The 14,068-nt window shown below is 65.1% G+C and carries 16 protein-coding genes; 2 read left to right on the plus strand and 14 right to left on the minus strand.

The features are described from left to right. Window positions 1-17 precede the first annotated feature (17 nt). The 14 genes from ligA to B5X69_RS14275 form a co-directional block, all read right to left on the minus strand. Window positions 18-2,162 (minus strand): NAD-dependent DNA ligase LigA, encoded by a 2,145-nt coding sequence (gene ligA / locus B5X69_RS14210; RefSeq protein ID WP_079639368.1) that lies wholly within the window; start codon window positions 2,160-2,162, stop codon window positions 18-20. Further along, complete coding sequence (locus tag B5X69_RS14215) at window positions 2,159-2,557, minus strand: putative quinol monooxygenase (protein WP_176141620.1); 399 nt, start codon at window positions 2,555-2,557, stop codon at window positions 2,159-2,161. The genes ligA and B5X69_RS14215 overlap by 4 nt, the downstream gene beginning before the upstream one ends. Then, a complete protein-coding gene (locus B5X69_RS14220) occupies window positions 2,554-3,240 on the minus strand; it encodes a GNAT family N-acetyltransferase (protein ID WP_079639369.1) in 687 nt (228 codons plus the stop codon). The genes B5X69_RS14215 and B5X69_RS14220 overlap by 4 nt, the downstream gene beginning before the upstream one ends. After that, on the minus strand, window positions 3,237-3,599 hold the full coding sequence (locus B5X69_RS14225; RefSeq protein ID WP_079639370.1) for an ADP-ribosylation/crystallin J1: 363 nt from the start codon (window positions 3,597-3,599) through the stop codon (window positions 3,237-3,239). The genes B5X69_RS14220 and B5X69_RS14225 overlap by 4 nt, the downstream gene beginning before the upstream one ends. Beyond that, window positions 3,599-5,266 (minus strand): DNA repair protein RecN, encoded by a 1,668-nt coding sequence (gene recN / locus B5X69_RS14230; RefSeq protein ID WP_079639371.1) that lies wholly within the window; start codon window positions 5,264-5,266, stop codon window positions 3,599-3,601. Before recN ends, B5X69_RS14225 begins: the two co-directional genes overlap by 1 nt. Before the next feature lie 47 nt (window positions 5,267-5,313). Further along, complete coding sequence (locus B5X69_RS14235) at window positions 5,314-6,108, minus strand: outer membrane protein assembly factor BamD (RefSeq protein WP_079639372.1); 795 nt, start codon at window positions 6,106-6,108, stop codon at window positions 5,314-5,316. A gap of 68 nt (window positions 6,109-6,176) precedes the next feature. Continuing rightward, the gene (locus B5X69_RS14240) at window positions 6,177-6,893 is read right to left on the minus strand and encodes a peptidylprolyl isomerase (RefSeq protein WP_079639373.1); all 717 of its coding nucleotides are present in this window, start codon (window positions 6,891-6,893) and stop codon (window positions 6,177-6,179) included. Between the two features lie 182 nt (window positions 6,894-7,075). Next, on the minus strand, window positions 7,076-9,376 hold the full coding sequence (gene pnp / locus B5X69_RS14245; RefSeq protein ID WP_079639374.1) for a polyribonucleotide nucleotidyltransferase: 2,301 nt from the start codon (window positions 9,374-9,376) through the stop codon (window positions 7,076-7,078). Window positions 9,377-9,571: 195 nt separating this feature from the next. After that, window positions 9,572-9,841 carry a 30S ribosomal protein S15 gene (gene rpsO / locus B5X69_RS14250; protein ID WP_079639375.1) on the minus strand — a complete coding sequence of 90 codons (270 nt, stop codon included), beginning with the start codon at window positions 9,839-9,841 and terminating at the stop codon, window positions 9,572-9,574. 25 nt (window positions 9,842-9,866) lie between these two features. Beyond that, a complete protein-coding gene (gene truB / locus B5X69_RS14255) occupies window positions 9,867-10,769 on the minus strand; it encodes a tRNA pseudouridine(55) synthase TruB (protein WP_079639376.1) in 903 nt (300 codons plus the stop codon). A 32-nt stretch (window positions 10,770-10,801) separates the two neighbouring features. Continuing rightward, window positions 10,802-11,215, minus strand: a complete 414-nt coding sequence (locus B5X69_RS14260) for a DUF6491 family protein (protein WP_245798752.1) — start codon at window positions 11,213-11,215, stop codon at window positions 10,802-10,804. A gap of 284 nt (window positions 11,216-11,499) precedes the next feature. Then, a complete protein-coding gene (locus B5X69_RS14265; protein ID WP_079639404.1) occupies window positions 11,500-12,027 on the minus strand; it encodes a GNAT family N-acetyltransferase in 528 nt (175 codons plus the stop codon). Continuing rightward, window positions 12,020-12,622, minus strand: a complete 603-nt coding sequence (locus tag B5X69_RS14270) for a thymidine kinase (protein WP_079639378.1) — start codon at window positions 12,620-12,622, stop codon at window positions 12,020-12,022. Before B5X69_RS14270 ends, B5X69_RS14265 begins: the two co-directional genes overlap by 8 nt. A gap of 43 nt (window positions 12,623-12,665) precedes the next feature. Continuing rightward, the gene (locus B5X69_RS14275; RefSeq protein ID WP_079639379.1) at window positions 12,666-13,097 is read right to left on the minus strand and encodes an RrF2 family transcriptional regulator; all 432 of its coding nucleotides are present in this window, start codon (window positions 13,095-13,097) and stop codon (window positions 12,666-12,668) included. A gap of 83 nt (window positions 13,098-13,180) precedes the next feature. Here B5X69_RS14275 and B5X69_RS14280 point away from each other — a divergent pair, with 83 nt between their 5' ends. Both B5X69_RS14280 and B5X69_RS14285 read left to right on the plus strand, forming a co-directional pair. Then, window positions 13,181-13,660 (plus strand): group III truncated hemoglobin, encoded by a 480-nt coding sequence (locus tag B5X69_RS14280; RefSeq protein ID WP_079639380.1) that lies wholly within the window; start codon window positions 13,181-13,183, stop codon window positions 13,658-13,660. Further along, complete coding sequence (locus tag B5X69_RS14285) at window positions 13,653-14,066, plus strand: hypothetical protein (RefSeq protein ID WP_079639381.1); 414 nt, start codon at window positions 13,653-13,655, stop codon at window positions 14,064-14,066. The genes B5X69_RS14280 and B5X69_RS14285 overlap by 8 nt, the downstream gene beginning before the upstream one ends. Window positions 14,067-14,068: the final 2 nt, after the last annotated feature.

A 14,068-nucleotide genomic window follows, 5' to 3' on the forward strand; every position in this document is an offset into this window, starting at 1 on the left:
GAGCCGGCGTCATGGGATCACCCCGCCGCCTCGACGATTGCCGCCCACTCGGCTTCGTCGATGACCCTTATCCCCAGCGCCGCCGCTTGCTTGAGCTTTGATCCCGCGCCCGGCCCCGCGACGACGAGGTCGGTCTTCGCGCTCACCGACCCCGCTGCCTTGGCACCGAGCTTTTCGGCCTGCGCCTTCGCCTCGTCGCGGCTCATCGTCTCGAGCTTGCCGGTGAAGACGACGGTCCTGCCCGACACCTCGCTGTCGCGCGTTTCCACCACATAGGGCGGCGGGGAAACTTCCAGGAGAAGATCGTCCCACAGCGCACGGTTGTGCGGTTCGTGGAAAAAATCGCCCAGCGCTTCTCCCACCGCGACGCCGATGCCGTCGGCCCGCACCTCAAGGATCGACTTGATCGCCTCGACCTTGCGCGCGAGATATTTGCCCTCGGATTCCCCCTCGGCCCGTGGGTTCGCCTCGATATAGTCCCGGATCTCGGCCGCTTTTTGGGGAAGGCGCGCGATCTCGCCCACTCCCTTCATCAGGTCGCGCGCCGTCACCGCGCCAACATGGCGGATGCCGAGCCCGAAGAGAAGCCGCGCCGCATCGGGCGCGCGCTTCGCCTCGATCGCGGCGAGGAGATTGTCGACCGACTTCTCCTTCCACCCCTCGCGCCCCAGCAACGCCTCGCGGTGATTTTTCAGTCGGAAGATGTCCGCGGGCCCCTTGCCGAGCCATCCCAGCTCCAGAAATTCCGCGATACTCTTCTCGCCCAGCCCTTCGATATCGAGCGCGCCGCGGCTCACAAAATGGCGAAGGCGCTCAAATTTCTGAGCGTTGCAGATGAGCCCGCCCGTGCAGCGCACGTCGACCTCGCCCTCCTCGGCCACCGCCTCGCTGCCGCACACCGGGCAATGGTCGGGGAAGTCAAAGGCCGCGCGCGCTTCGTCGCGGGTCAGATTTTCGACGACCTGCGGGATTACGTCGCCCGCGCGCTGAACGACGACACGGTCGCCCGGCCGCACGCCGAGGCGGCCGATCTCGTCGCGGTTGTGAAGGGTGACATTCGACACGACGACTCCGCCGACGGTGACCGGCGTGAGCCGGCCCACGGGGGTCAGCTTGCCGGTGCGGCCGACCTGGATGTCGATGGCCTCGAGCGTCGTCTGCGCACGCTCAGCAGGAAATTTGTGCGCGATGGCCCATCTCGGCGCCTTGGCAACGAAGCCGAGCCGGGCCTGCCAGTCGAGCCGGTCAACCTTGTAGACGACGCCGTCGATATCATAGGGCATGTCGGCTCGTTCGGCCTCGATCGTGCGATAATGCTCAAGCACCGCCTCGAGGCTCTCGAACCGCTTGAGCAGCGGCGACACCGGGACGCCCCAATCCGCGATGCGCGTCATCATCGCGCGCTGCGTCACCTCGGGCACCTCGCTCGTCTCGCCCCAGCCGTGGGCAAGGAAGCGAAGCGGGCGCGCGGCGGTAACGCCCGCATCCTTCTGGCGCAGCGAACCCGCCGCAGCGTTGCGCGGATTGGCGAACTGGCGGGCCTTTTGGGGGTCATCCGCTTCGGCAAGGAGCCGATCGTTGAGCGCGGCGAAATCGGCTTTCGCCATATAAACCTCGCCCCGGATTTCGAATACGTCGGGCGCGTCGCCCTTCAGCCTCTGGGGAATATCCGCGATCGTCCGCACGTTCGGCGTCACATCCTCGCCCACCGTCCCGTCGCCGCGGGTCGCAGCCTGGACAAGCTCGCCCTTCTCGTATCGCAGCGAGCAGGACAGGCCGTCGATCTTGTCCTCGGCGGTCAAGGCGACCGTCTCGCTTTCGCCCAAGTTCAAGAAGCGCCGCACACGGGCGACGAACTCCTCGACATCCTCAGCCGCGAACGCATTGTCGAGGCTCATCATCCGCACCGCATGTGTGACCTTGGCGAGCGGCGACGCCTCGACGGCGGCGCCGACGAGCCGGTTCGGGCTGTCGGCGCGGACAAGATGCGGGAAGGCCTCTTCGATTGCATTGTTGCGCCGGACGAGCGCATCATATTCCGCGTCGCTGATCTCGGGCGAATCTTCGGCGTGGTAGAGATTGTTATGATGGGCGATCGCCTTGGCGAGCCGCATCAGCTCGTTCGCAGCGTCGGCCTCGGTCAGCGATTCAACGTCGGTCATGCGCCTGCTTTTGCCACCGGCTTGAACTCGGCGCGAGACCCAAATCCTGCGATGAGAGGCCGTCCCTTTGCGATCGCCGCTTGCACCGCGGGCAGTTGCAGCGAGGCGGCATGGGCCGCCTTGTCCGCCCAGAGCTCGACGATCCACAGCGCATCGGGGTTTTTCGCATCTTCGCCGACGATATAGGCGAAGTTGCCCGGCATTGCGAAGGTCCCGTCGGTCAGAATCGCGGCGAGCGCCGCGCGCTGTCCAGGCTGGGCGATCATCTGGCCGATCAGCCCATATTGCGGATGTTTCTCGTCCATGATGGTCTCCAGCGCCCGCAGCTTATGCGCAGGCATGAATGCCGCGGCAAGGACTGCCATTGCGGCGAGATGGGTGCGCCGGTCGATCATCGCGCGATCACCAGCACATGCACTTTTCGCCGGATGCGAAAGCCAAGCGATTCGTACAGCGCGATCGCGCCGGCATTGTCGGCATAGCTGTGCAGGAAGGGCTGCTCGCCGCGCTTCACCATCGCGCGCATGACATGACCGATCAGCGCGCGGGCCAGCCCGCGTCCGCGGCAATCCTGCCACGTCGCCACCCCGCTGACTTCGGCCATGCCCGGCATCAGCATACGCTGTCCGGCCATGGCGAGCAGCCGGCCTGAATCGCGCACTCCGAAAAAGGGCCCGTAACGATGCGTCGCCGGACCCCACGGTCCTGGCTGGGCATGCCCCGCCAGAGCTGCCATGTCTCTCGCATCGGCGTTTGAAAGGGGTGTGACAAGGGGCTCGTCCGCGCGCGGCGGAGGCGGCGCGCCTTCGGCGACCATCTGCGCGAGTACAGCGCGCTTCACCTCGCGGGTGCCGGGCGGCACCGGCCATGGTTCGCCCTCGACGATCCACAGCTCGCCATCAGCAGGGACCAGCGCGGCAAGCGCGGCCTGCGCCTCGGCGCCCTGGTCCGCTCCCGCCCCGAACGGCCCATAGCTGCGGTCAAGGCGCACCGCGCGCGCATCGCCCTCGGCAAGATGCGCCTGCCGCCCGGTCAGCATGCTCCAAGCCGGACGGTCGAGGGGATGCGAGGCGGTCATGCGTCACCTTGAGCGCTATGTTCGCGCGTGATCTCTATGTCTCCGACGATCGCAGCGCCGAAATTTTCAAGATCCTCAGCACGGATTCGATATTGCTGGTGCGCCCGGCTCCCCGCCGTTTCCGCCTTGTACCGGTCAAGACAGGATTTCAGCATCCCAAAGCGGGTCCCATAGCCGCTGCCGCTCGCGCGAACATTCCAGTCGCGGGCAATCTTGATCCTATATTCCTCGCTCGTCGCCGGACAGAAAATCGGCTGCTCGCGGCGGCGCGGCGGAAAGGCGCGCATCCCGCTTTCCGGGACCAGCGCGCGTTCTTCAGGTCCGACCGGACGCCGCAGAGTAATCGTCGGCGCTGTCATCAGACGACCTCCAGCAAGCGTTTGGCCTGCGCGCGCGCCTCGGCGGTCACCTCGGCGCCCGAGAGCATGCGGGCGATCTCCTCGCGGCGACCGTCTGCGTCGAGCGCGCGGACGCCGGTGCGGGTGACGGTGCCCTCGCTCGATTTCGCGATCACGAAATGGGCTGCGCCCTTGGCGGCGACCTGCGGGCTGTGCGTTACGGCGAGCAATTGCTTGCCCGCGCCCGCCAGCCGCGCGAGCCGTTCGCCGATTGCGCTGGCAACCGCGCCGCCCACCCCGCGATCGATCTCGTCGAAAATGATCGTGTCGGCCCCGCCCTCTTCGGCGAGCGCAACCTTGAGTGCGAGGATGAAGCGCGAGAGCTCGCCGCCGCTTGCGATCCTTGCCAGCGGCCCGAAAGGCGCGCCCGGATTGGTCGAAATCAGGAATTCAACGCGGTCGATCCCCTCCGCGCCCCAGCGCTCGGCGGGAAGCCGTTCGACGAGCGTCCGGAAGCGCGCGGCGTCGAGCTTCAGCGGCGCAAGTTCGCTCGCGACCGCCGCATCGAGCCGGGCGGCCGCCTTGGCGCGCTGGCCGGAAAGCCGGGTCGCGGCGCGGGTATAGGCCGCCGCGGTCTCCGCAACCGCCGCTTCGAGCCTCGCAAGGCCCGCGCTTCCCCCTTCGATCGCATCGAGCCGCGCTGCAAGATCGCCCGCGAGCTGCACCAGCTCGTCAGGCTGGACGCCATGCTTGCGCGCCATCGCGCGCAGCTCGAAAAGACGCGTCTCGGTCGCCTCGAGGCGCTGAGGATCATATTCCATCGCGCGCGCCGCCTCGTGCAGCCGCGATTCGGCTTCGTCGGCGTCGATGATCGCGCGATCGAGGCTGGCGAGCGCCTCGGCGAGAAGGGGGTGATCGCCCGCGAGTCGGTCGAGGCGCCGCGCTGCGCCGCGCAGCAGCGCCGGACCGCCGGCACTTCCGTCAAAGGCTTCAAGGATCGTCGCAAGATCACCGGCAATTTTTTCGCCTTTCTGCATCGCGGCGCGGGCCTCGGCGAGCTCGGCCTCCTCGCCCGGCTGAGGGGCGAGTGCCTCAAGTTCCGCAACGCAATGTTCAAGCCATTCGCGATCGCGCTCCGCCTCGCTCACCGCCGAGCGTGCTGCGGCGAGCTTTGCCTCGGCCGCGCGCCACGCCGCATGGCTTTGCGCGACGGCGCCCGTTTCGGCGCGCGCATAGGCGTCGAGCAGCGCGCGGTGCCCCGCCGGCGCGAGCAGGCCGCGGTCGTCATGCTGGCCGTGAATCTCGACCAGCTGTCCGCCGACCTCGCGCAGCAGCGCCGCCGAACAGGGCTGGTCGTTCAGGAAAGCGCGGCTGCCGCCGTCGGCCTTCAGCGTCCGGCGGACCAGCAGCGGCTCGCCCGGCTCGATCGCAATATCATTGTCGGCGAGCAGCTTTGCGAGCGGCGTGCCCGGTCCGGGCGGCGCAAAGCTTGCGGTCACCTGCGCCCTGTCGGCACCCTGCCGCACCAGCGCGGCGTCGGCGCGCATCCCGAGCGCGAGGCCGAGCGCATCGAGCAGGATTGACTTGCCCGCCCCCGTCTCGCCCGTCAGCACGCCAAGCCCGGCCTCGAAATCGAGATCGAGCCGCTCGATCAGCACGATATTCGCGATGGAGAGCGCGGTCAGCATGACCTGCTCTTATCGCAGAACAAAATGCGAATCTATCGCGCGATGCGTCAGGCCTGCGGGGCGTGCCTCTGCATCAGGTCGAAGGCGCGCTTGTACCATTTGCTGCCCGGGTAGTTGGCGCCCAGCACCGCGGCCGCCTTCTTCGCCTCGGACGGAATGCCGAGCGCGAGATAGCATTCGGTCAGGCGATAGAGGGCCTCGGGTGCGTGGCTCGTGGTCTGGAACTTTTCGGTCACTTCGCGAAAGCGGAGCGAGGCGGCAAGCCAGTTCGAGCTGCGCTGATAGAAGCGGCCGATCTCCATCTCCTTGCCTGCAAGATGATCACGCACGAGATCCATCTTGATCCGCGCGTCGGCGGCATAGCGCGTGTCGGGGTAGCGGCGGATCACCTCCCCCAGCGCGGCCTGCGCCTGCGCGGTGACCTTCTGGTCGCGGGTGACGTCGCTGATCTGCTCATAATAGTTCAGCGCAATCAGATAATAAGCGTAGGGCGCATCCTTGTTGCCCGGATGGATCGCGAGGAAGCGCTGCGCCGCTTCGATCGACGGCGTATATTCGCGGTCCATATAATAGGAAAAGGCGCTCATGAGCTGCGCACGGCGGGCCCAGGGCGAATAGGGGTGCTGTCTCTCGACCTCGTCGAACAGCGCCGCGGCGAGCTTGTACTGATTGCGGTCGAGCCGGTCCTGCGCCGCCCGATAGAGCGTGCTGACGTCGCGCGCAACGTAGCGGGTATCCTTTTTGACCCCGCCTCCCCCGGCGCAGGCCGCCAACAGGGGCGTCATCACAAGAGCGGCAGCGAGCAGGCGCACGGCGGCGCGCGGGGAAACGGGCTGAGTCATGCGGGCGGTATAGCCACAGCGCGGATGAACGCAAAATAAATGATAGCGCGCCGCGCCGCCTTGCCCTGCTATTGGGCCGATGCGCCGGCTGCAGGCTCCGCCGCTGCGGCCTTGACGACGCAGCCCTGAGGCGCATCGACGGGCGCGGGAACGCGGCGCGCGGTCTTGATGGTCACCATCGGGTCCAGAATCTGGCCTTTCATCGCACCTTCCCCCGCGGTGGGCGAAAGCGGGGCGGCAAAGATTTTCTCGGCAATGTCGCGGCCGCCGACAATCTCGCCGAACACGGCAAAGCCTGCGCCGTCGCCGCCCACCGCATCGGCGTCAAAGCCCTTGATGTCGGAGAGCAGCAGAAAGAAGTCGGTCGTCGCGTCGCCGGGGTTGAGCCGCGCCATCGACAGCGCGCCATCACAGTTGGTGAGCCCCGTCGTGGTCGTCGCCTCATGTTTGACCGGAGGAAAATTCTTCGCCGCGTCCCCGCGGTTTCCTGCCTGGATCAGGCGATTATCCGGCCCCCAACTTCGCGTCGCGCGGTAGAATTTGAAGCCATCCATTCGCTTTGTATCGACATAGCGCAGAAAATTCGCTGCCGTGGCGGGCGCGCGCTTGTCCTCAAGGCGCAGCGTGATCGTGCCAAGATCGGTCGCGAGTGCGACATAAGGCCGCGTGTCCGCTGCGGCAGGGGCTGAGGGCCCGGACGTCGCCGCGGGCGCGGGCGGCGAGGCGAGCATCGATTCGGCGGGCTGGGCGGCAAGCGCGAGAAGCGGCAGGAAGATCGTGAGCATGCGCCGGGCATATCCCAAAGCCGGTGTCCTTGGCGAGCCCCCGCTTGTGAGAAGCCAAGCTTGGGAAAGACAGGGCACGCCGCGCCCTCGAAGACGCCCTCATCACTGCCGCTCGCCCATCGCTGGGCTCAAAAAAAAGGGACCGCTCTCGCAGCCCCTTTTTTGTTCTGCCTGGCAGGCGATCAGTCCTTCAGAAAGTCGGGCACATGGCCTTCATCTTCAGGAACATTGTCGCTGCGCTCGCGGCGCGGGCCGCGGCCTTCGCCATCGCGGCGCGGACTGCGGTCGCGGCCGCCCCGGCCGCGCTCGCCTTCGCGGCGCGGGCCGCGGTCGCCCCGATCACCGCGCTCGCGCGGTTCGCGCGGCGGGCGCGTGTCTTCAAGTTCCTCGCCCGTTTCCTGGTCGACGACGCGCATCGACAGGCGGACCTTGCCGCGCGGATCGATTTCGAGGACCTTGACCTTGACCTCCTGGCCTTCGCTCAGGACGTCGGCGACCTTCTCGACGCGCTCATTCTTGATTTCGCTGACGTGGACGAGACCGTCCTTGCCGCCCATGAAATTCACGAACGCCCCGAAATCGACGAGGTTGACGACCTTGCCGTCATAGATCTTGCCGACCTCGGGTTCCTCGACGATGCCGCTGATCCATTTGCGCGCGGCCTCGATCTGATCGAGGTCGCTCGACGAGATCTTGATCAGGCCCTCATCGTCAATGTCGACCTTGGCGCCGGTCGTCGCGACGATCTCGCGGATCACCTTGCCGCCGGTGCCGATGACGTCGCGAATCTTCGCCTTGTCGATCTGCATCGTCTCGATCCGCGGCGCATGTGCCGACAATTCGCTGCGGGTTTCGCCGAGCGCCTTGTTCATCTCGCCGAGAATGTGCGCGCGGCCTTCCTTGGCTTGCGCCAGCGCGGCCTCGAAAATTTCCTTCGTGATGCCGGCGATCTTGATGTCCATCTGCATCGTGGTGATGCCTTCGGACGTGCCCGCGACCTTGAAATCCATGTCGCCGAGGTGGTCTTCGTCACCGAGGATGTCCGAGAGAATCGCATAATCCTTGCCTTCAAGGATCAGGCCCATCGCAATGCCCGAGACCGGCCGCTTGATCGGCACCCCGGCGTCCATCAGCGACAGCGAGCCGCCGCACACGGTCGCCATCGACGACGAACCGTTCGACTCGGTGATGTCGCTGGTGAGGCGGATCGTGTAGGGGAAGTCGTCCTTCGACGGCAGCACCGGATGCAGCGCCCGCCAGGCGAGCTTGCCGTGGCCGACTTCGCGGCGGCCCGGCGCGCCGAAGCGGCCAACTTCACCGACCGAATAGGGCGGGAAGTTATAGTGGAGCATGAAATTCTGGTAGCTGAGCCCGTTGAGGCCGTCGACCATCTGCTCGCTTTCCTTGGTGCCGAGCGTGCAGGTTGCGATCGTCTGCGTCTCGCCGCGGGTGAAGAGCGCCGAACCATGCGCTCGCGGCAGGAAGTGCGTTTCGGCGACGATCGGACGGATCTGGGTCGTGCTGCGACCGTCGATGCGCTTGCCTTCCTTGAGGATGGCGGTGCGAACGATTTCAGCCTCGAGCTTCTTGACCAGCTTGATGCCGGCCATCACCGCCTGCGGGTCGAGCCCGTCGGCGACGAACTGTTCCTTCGCCTTCGCGCGGGCCTCGTTCAAGGCGTTGGAGCGAGCCGATTTGTCGGTGAGCTTGTAGGCTGCGGCAATGTCCTTGCCGATCAGCTTCTTCAACTTGTCCTTGAGTGCGGCATTGTCGTCCGACGACGCCATTTCCCATGGATCCTTGGCAGCCTGTTCAGCCAGATTGATGATCGCCTTCACAACGTCCTTGCAGGCGTCGTGCGCGAACATCACTGCGCCGAGCATGACCTCTTCGGAGAGCTCATTGGCCTCGGACTCGACCATCATCACCGCGTCGTGCGTCGCGGCAACGACGAGGTCGAGATCGCCTTCGGCAACCTGCTCATCGGTCGGGTTCAGAATATATTCGCCATCGAGGTAACCGACCCGGGCAGCGCCGATCGGGCCCATGAAGGGAACGCCCGAAATGGTGAGCGCAGCCGATGCGGCGACCATCGCGAGAATGTCGGGTTCATTATGACCATCGTAGCTCAGGACCTGAGCGATGGCGTTGATCTCGTTATAGAAGCCTTCAGGGAACAGCGGGCGGATCGGACGGTCGATCAGGCGGCTGACCAGCGTTTCCTTTTCGGTTGCGCCGCGTTCGCGCTTGAAGAAGCCGCCGGGGATACGCCCTGCGGCCGAATATTTTTCCTGATAATGGACGGTGAGCGGGAAGAAATCCTGCCCTTCCTTGACCGACTTCGCGGCGGTTACGGCGCACAGGACAACCGTTTCGCCCAGCGTCGCCATCACGGCGCCGTCGGCCTGACGGGCAACCTTGCCCGTTTCGAGGGTCAGCGTTTCACCGCCCCACTCGATCGATACTTTTTTCACGTCAAACATGGATTTTCCTTCGCCCGCCGGGCCCTATGCCGGGCGGGGCCTCTGTGTCCGGGCAGTCCGGCCCGGGGCGGTACGGGGCGTTTCTTGGCCCCTTGCTTGCGAAACAGTCGCCGGATTGCGGCTGTTCCTCCAACTCCGTTCGCGCGAACGGATAAAATGAAAGCGGCCCCGGAGCCCGGGGCCGCCTTCGAAATCTTACTTACGAAGACCGAGCTTTGCGATCAGTGCCTGATAGCGACCCTCATCCTTCTTGCGGAGATAGTCGAGCAGGCTGCGACGCTTGTTGACCATCATCAGCAGCCCGCGGCGGCTGTGATTGTCCTTGTGGTGCGCCTTGAAATGCTCGGTCAGCGTGTTGATGCGGTCCGTCAGAATCGCGACCTGGACTTCCGGCGAACCGGTGTCCCCCTTTGCGCGGGCATTGTCCTTGATGACTTCGGCTTTACGCTCGGCTGTAATCGACATAGTTACTTTCCTCGAACATCATGGCTTAAAGATTGAAGCCTCGCACGACTTTCAGCGTTCCGGCCGAAACCTCTATCAGGGCAATCGGGCGACGTTCGCCGTCCTGCCCCCAATAGAGCCCGTCGTGCGTGCTTACCCCGGACCAGACGCGACCCTGTCGGATCGCCCCTGCCGCTTCCGGGGAAAGGTCCAGAGCCGGGATGTCGACCAGCCCTGCCTCCAGCGGCAGAATAATCTCTGATTGCGCGGCCCCTTGGCCGAAAGCGTTCAATTTGTCCAGCGAAATCGCGTCGCCCAGCGTGAAAGGCCCCGCTTTGGCGCGGCGTAGCATGGTGACATGACCGACGGTGCCCACCGCATGCGCAATATCGCGGGCGAGGCTGCGGATATAGGTACCTTTCGAGACATGGGCGGTGAAGGTCAGCTCCTCTAGCACCTCGCCTTCCCTCGCTTCCTCCTCCTGGATATCAAGGCCGTAAATCGTCACGCCCCGCGCCTTCATCTCGAACAGCTCGCCCTTGCGCGCGCGGTCATACGCGCGTTCGCCATCGATCTTGATGGCGGAAAAGGCGGGGGGCACCTGCTCGATGTCGCCGATGAAGCGCGGCAGCACCGCGGCGATCTCGCGAAGGGTCGGGCGCACCTCGCTCACCGCGACCACCGCGCCCTCGGCGTCGAGCCCCGCGGTCTCGGTGCCAAAGGACAGGCTGAAGTGATAAACTTTGCTTGCATCGAGCATCCGCCCGGTAAGCTTGGTCGCTTCACCGAGCGCAATCGGCAGGACCCCTGATGCCAAGGGATCAAGCGTACCGCCATGGCCGACCTTGACCTTGCCGAGCCCGGCCTCGCGGCACACGCGCTTGACCGCGCCCACGGCCTGCGCGGAGGTAAGTCCCAATGGTTTATCGAGAATGATCCAGCCGTTCATCCGCCGCCGCTAAGCGGCTGCGGCGCGAATTGTCAATTTACAGGCGCAGCCTTCGCATCGGCTGTGTCCTTCGTCCTGTCGCGCTCAGCCTTCGAGGGCGGCGGCTCAGAGTTTACGAAGGAGACCAGCGGGCAGCGCTCACCGCGCACGATGAGGGTAGCAAAGCGGTCAAGACGCGACTGCCCGCGCGTGTCGAAACCGATGGCCTGCGCGAAATCGACGTCGCGGCAGATACCTGCAAACAGGCCATAATACCAATCGCCGCGGCGGTCCTGCACCCAGATGCCGCGTTCGCGGTCGGCGCGCCAGTTACGGATTGTGGTGTCGCCTGGAAAGGCAATGCTGGCCTCGGCACCGATTTCGCGCGCCTTTTGAGGCTCGTCGGCCGCCGCGGCCGAAAGGGGAAGCAGCATGGCGGCCAGGGAGAGTGCGAGTTTCTGTCTCATGGACGGCTTCTAGCAGGACGCGGCTGAACGCGCGCTGACCGCGCCTCGGTGCCTTTGGCAAAGCTCAGGCCGGCGAGCGGATCCGTGCCCGCCGGGACGCGGGCTCAGCCATTTCGCTTGATGGGATTCACCGGCATCTGCCGAGTGCGCCGTCCCACAGGAAGATTCTGCCCGCAAAAGACCCCGCGCGCGGCGGCCCATGCCGACGGCGAAGGCGGCCCCGAAGCCGGCATAGGGTCCGCTCAAAGACTGCTTGCAATAGGAGCCGCGAGCAGACGACCCCATCACTTCGCGGCGAGCACGGACCAAAGCCCGGTGTCGCGAACATGCCCGGTCCAGGTGATGCGTTCGGCTCGCAGCACGCCTTCCTTGGTCGCACCGAGCTTTGAAACCGCCGCCTGGCTGCGCCCGTTACGCTCGTCGATACGAAACTCCACGCGGCGGAATCCGACCGCAAAGGCATGGTTCAGCATCAATCGCTTCATGCGCCCGTTGAGCCCCGTCCCGCGCGCGTCGGGATGGAGATAGCTATTTCCGATCTCGATCGTCTGCGCCGAAACGTCCGCCCGCAGCCACGCCGTCATGCCGACGAGCCGCGCTCCGTCAAACACCGCATAGGGCATCCGGGCAGGATTTTCGAGTAGCCCGGTAAAGTTCGCATCGAAATGCTCGGAATCGAAGCTCGATGCATAGATGAGCCAGATGTCGTCATCGGCGGCACAGGCCGCGCGCAGCGCCGCGCGGTGCGCCTCGACAAGCTTGACGAGCCTCAGGTCCCCCTCGGCGAGTTCGGCGTAGAGGCGGTCAAGCATCGGCGAGCGCATGGGCCGCCTCGCGCCGCTTTTCCATGAAATGTCGCCGGCACATCGCGACATAGCGATCGTTGCCGCCGATCTCGGTCTGCGCGCCCTCGACCACCGCACGCCCGACATCGTCGACGCGCAAGTTCATCGTCGCCTTGCGCCCGCATTCGCAAACCGCCTTCAATTCGACGAGCGCATCGGCAAGCCCGAGCAGCGCCGCAGAGCCTGGAAAGAGATTGGCCGCAAAGTCGGTGCGCAGGCCGTAACAGAGCACCGGGATATTGGTCTCGTCCGCCAGCCGGGCGAGATCAAGAACCTGCGCGCGAGAGAGAAACTGCGCTTCGTCGACGAGCACGCAGGCAAGAGGGCGTTTGGCGTGCTCGGCCTTTACCGCTGCCCATAAATTGCTGTCGGGATCAAATTTATGCGCTTCGGCGAGCAGACCGATGCGGCTCGTAATCTGCCCGGCGCCATATCGATCGTCGAGCGCCGCGGTCCAGAGCATCGTCTCCATCCCACGCTCGCGATAGTTGAAATCCGCCTGAAGCAGCGTCGTCGACTTGCCAGCGTTCATGCTGGCATAATAGAAATAGAGCTTCGCCATGGGGAATGCGATACCGCCTTGGCGCCGCCGCGCAAATTGAAAATCAGGCGACGCCGAGGAGTGCGCGAAACCGGTCTGGCTGGGGTATCAGATCGGTAAGCTGGTAGCCGTCGAGATGATTCAGAAACGCCGCGAGCGCGCCGCCCAATGCGCCTTGCAGTCCGCAGCTCCCCCGAACCGGGCAGCGCGAGGTCGCGGCGGCCATGCACTCGACCAGCCCTTCCAGATTCTCGAGCTCGCGCACCACCGAACCGACAGTCACCGTCTCGGGATCGCGCGCGAGCGTCAGCCCACCGCCACGGCCGCGCTGCGCGCGGACGTAGCCAAGCGCCTGCAGCCGCTGTGCGACCTTGGCGAGATGATTGCGCGAGATGTCATATTGGCCGGCGATCTCGTCGACCGACATCTGCCGCCTGGTTGCGGCGAGAGCCATGAGGATCCGCAAGGCATAATCGCTGTGGAGACTGAGTTTCATAAAATAGGTATATTAGATATTGCTTTTAGCAGCAACCCGCTTAAAGAGGTATCTGGAATACCCAATAAAGAGTCGGTAGACAAATGACGACACGCACGGTTCAGGCTCACCCCCACGCGATCGCTGCCCGCGAGGAGCGACGCGCCGAGGCCTATGCGATGGGGATCAACGAAGCGTTCATCGCCGAAATGGTCGATCGCTTCTATGCGTCGGTACGCGAGGATGCGATGCTCGGCCCGATCTTCGATGAGCGTATCGATGACTGGCCGAAGCATCTCGGCCAGATGAACCGTTTCTGGCAGACGATCCTGCTCAGCGCCGGCAATTTCACCGGCAATCCGATGATGAAGCATTTGGCAATCCCGACGATCGGGCAGGAGCATTTCCAGCAATGGTTGCGGCTCTTCTACCAGACGCTCGACGATATCGCCGCCACCCCCGAGGCGGTTCGTCATGTCGGCGCGAAGGCGCGAATGATAGCGGAAAGCCTGCTCACCGGCATCTGGGTCCACCGCGACCGCAGCGATCCTCTTGAAAAGAAAGTGGAGTTGCCCGATGTCTGACCGCCCTGTCCTGCCCGCGCCGGCCTATCGCTCCAACGATCCCTATGAAACAAGCGGGGTGCAGGCCGGCTTCCAGCTCCCGCGCTCGGCCTGGCGTGCGATGTTCGCCTGCTATGCCATCTTCTTTCTTGGCATCTTCGCCGCAACCGGGCGCGACGCCGCGAGCGTGATGATGCTCGTCATTTCGGGCCTCTACATGCTCATGTTCTTCGGGACAGCCAAACTTCTCCATGCGCAGAAGGGCGCCGAGCATGATTCGCCGCTCGATCGCAGCGACGGCCTGCTCGAGACCTGGACCGGACCCATGGACCGGCGCAGTGTCGCGGCGCAGATTCTCGCAGTACCGGCTGGATTCGCCTTTCTTGGCGTGACCTTCTTCATCGCCCGCGCCGCCGCTGGCTTCTGATC

This window comes from Sphingopyxis flava (assembly GCF_900168005.1).
Classification (GTDB): domain Bacteria; phylum Pseudomonadota; class Alphaproteobacteria; order Sphingomonadales; family Sphingomonadaceae; genus Sphingopyxis; species Sphingopyxis flava.

Excerpts from the sequence above, each read along its gene's own strand:
- ligA (WP_079639368.1), bottom strand. The coding sequence starts at position 2,162 with ATGACCGACGTTGAATCGCTGACCGAGGCCGACGCTGCGAACGAGCTG.
- B5X69_RS14215 (WP_176141620.1), bottom strand. The coding sequence starts at position 2,557 with ATGATCGACCGGCGCACCCATCTCGCCGCAATGGCAGTCCTTGCCGCG.
- B5X69_RS14220 (WP_079639369.1), bottom strand. The coding sequence starts at position 3,240 with ATGACCGCCTCGCATCCCCTCGACCGTCCGGCTTGGAGCATGCTGACC.
- B5X69_RS14225 (WP_079639370.1), bottom strand. The coding sequence starts at position 3,599 with ATGACAGCGCCGACGATTACTCTGCGGCGTCCGGTCGGACCTGAAGAA.
- recN (WP_079639371.1), bottom strand. The coding sequence starts at position 5,266 with ATGCTGACCGCGCTCTCCATCGCGAATATCGTGCTGATCGAGCGGCTC.
- B5X69_RS14235 (WP_079639372.1), bottom strand. The coding sequence starts at position 6,108 with ATGACTCAGCCCGTTTCCCCGCGCGCCGCCGTGCGCCTGCTCGCTGCC.
- B5X69_RS14240 (WP_079639373.1), bottom strand. The coding sequence starts at position 6,893 with ATGCTCACGATCTTCCTGCCGCTTCTCGCGCTTGCCGCCCAGCCCGCC.
- pnp (WP_079639374.1), bottom strand. The coding sequence starts at position 9,376 with ATGTTTGACGTGAAAAAAGTATCGATCGAGTGGGGCGGTGAAACGCTG.
- rpsO (WP_079639375.1), bottom strand. The coding sequence starts at position 9,841 with ATGTCGATTACAGCCGAGCGTAAAGCCGAAGTCATCAAGGACAATGCC.
- truB (WP_079639376.1), bottom strand. The coding sequence starts at position 10,769 with ATGAACGGCTGGATCATTCTCGATAAACCATTGGGACTTACCTCCGCG.
- B5X69_RS14260 (WP_245798752.1), bottom strand. The coding sequence starts at position 11,215 with ATGAGACAGAAACTCGCACTCTCCCTGGCCGCCATGCTGCTTCCCCTT.
- B5X69_RS14265 (WP_079639404.1), bottom strand. The coding sequence starts at position 12,027 with ATGCTTGACCGCCTCTACGCCGAACTCGCCGAGGGGGACCTGAGGCTC.
- B5X69_RS14270 (WP_079639378.1), bottom strand. The coding sequence starts at position 12,622 with ATGGCGAAGCTCTATTTCTATTATGCCAGCATGAACGCTGGCAAGTCG.
- B5X69_RS14275 (WP_079639379.1), bottom strand. The coding sequence starts at position 13,097 with ATGAAACTCAGTCTCCACAGCGATTATGCCTTGCGGATCCTCATGGCT.
- B5X69_RS14280 (WP_079639380.1), top strand. The coding sequence starts at position 13,181 with ATGACGACACGCACGGTTCAGGCTCACCCCCACGCGATCGCTGCCCGC.
- B5X69_RS14285 (WP_079639381.1), top strand. The coding sequence starts at position 13,653 with ATGTCTGACCGCCCTGTCCTGCCCGCGCCGGCCTATCGCTCCAACGAT.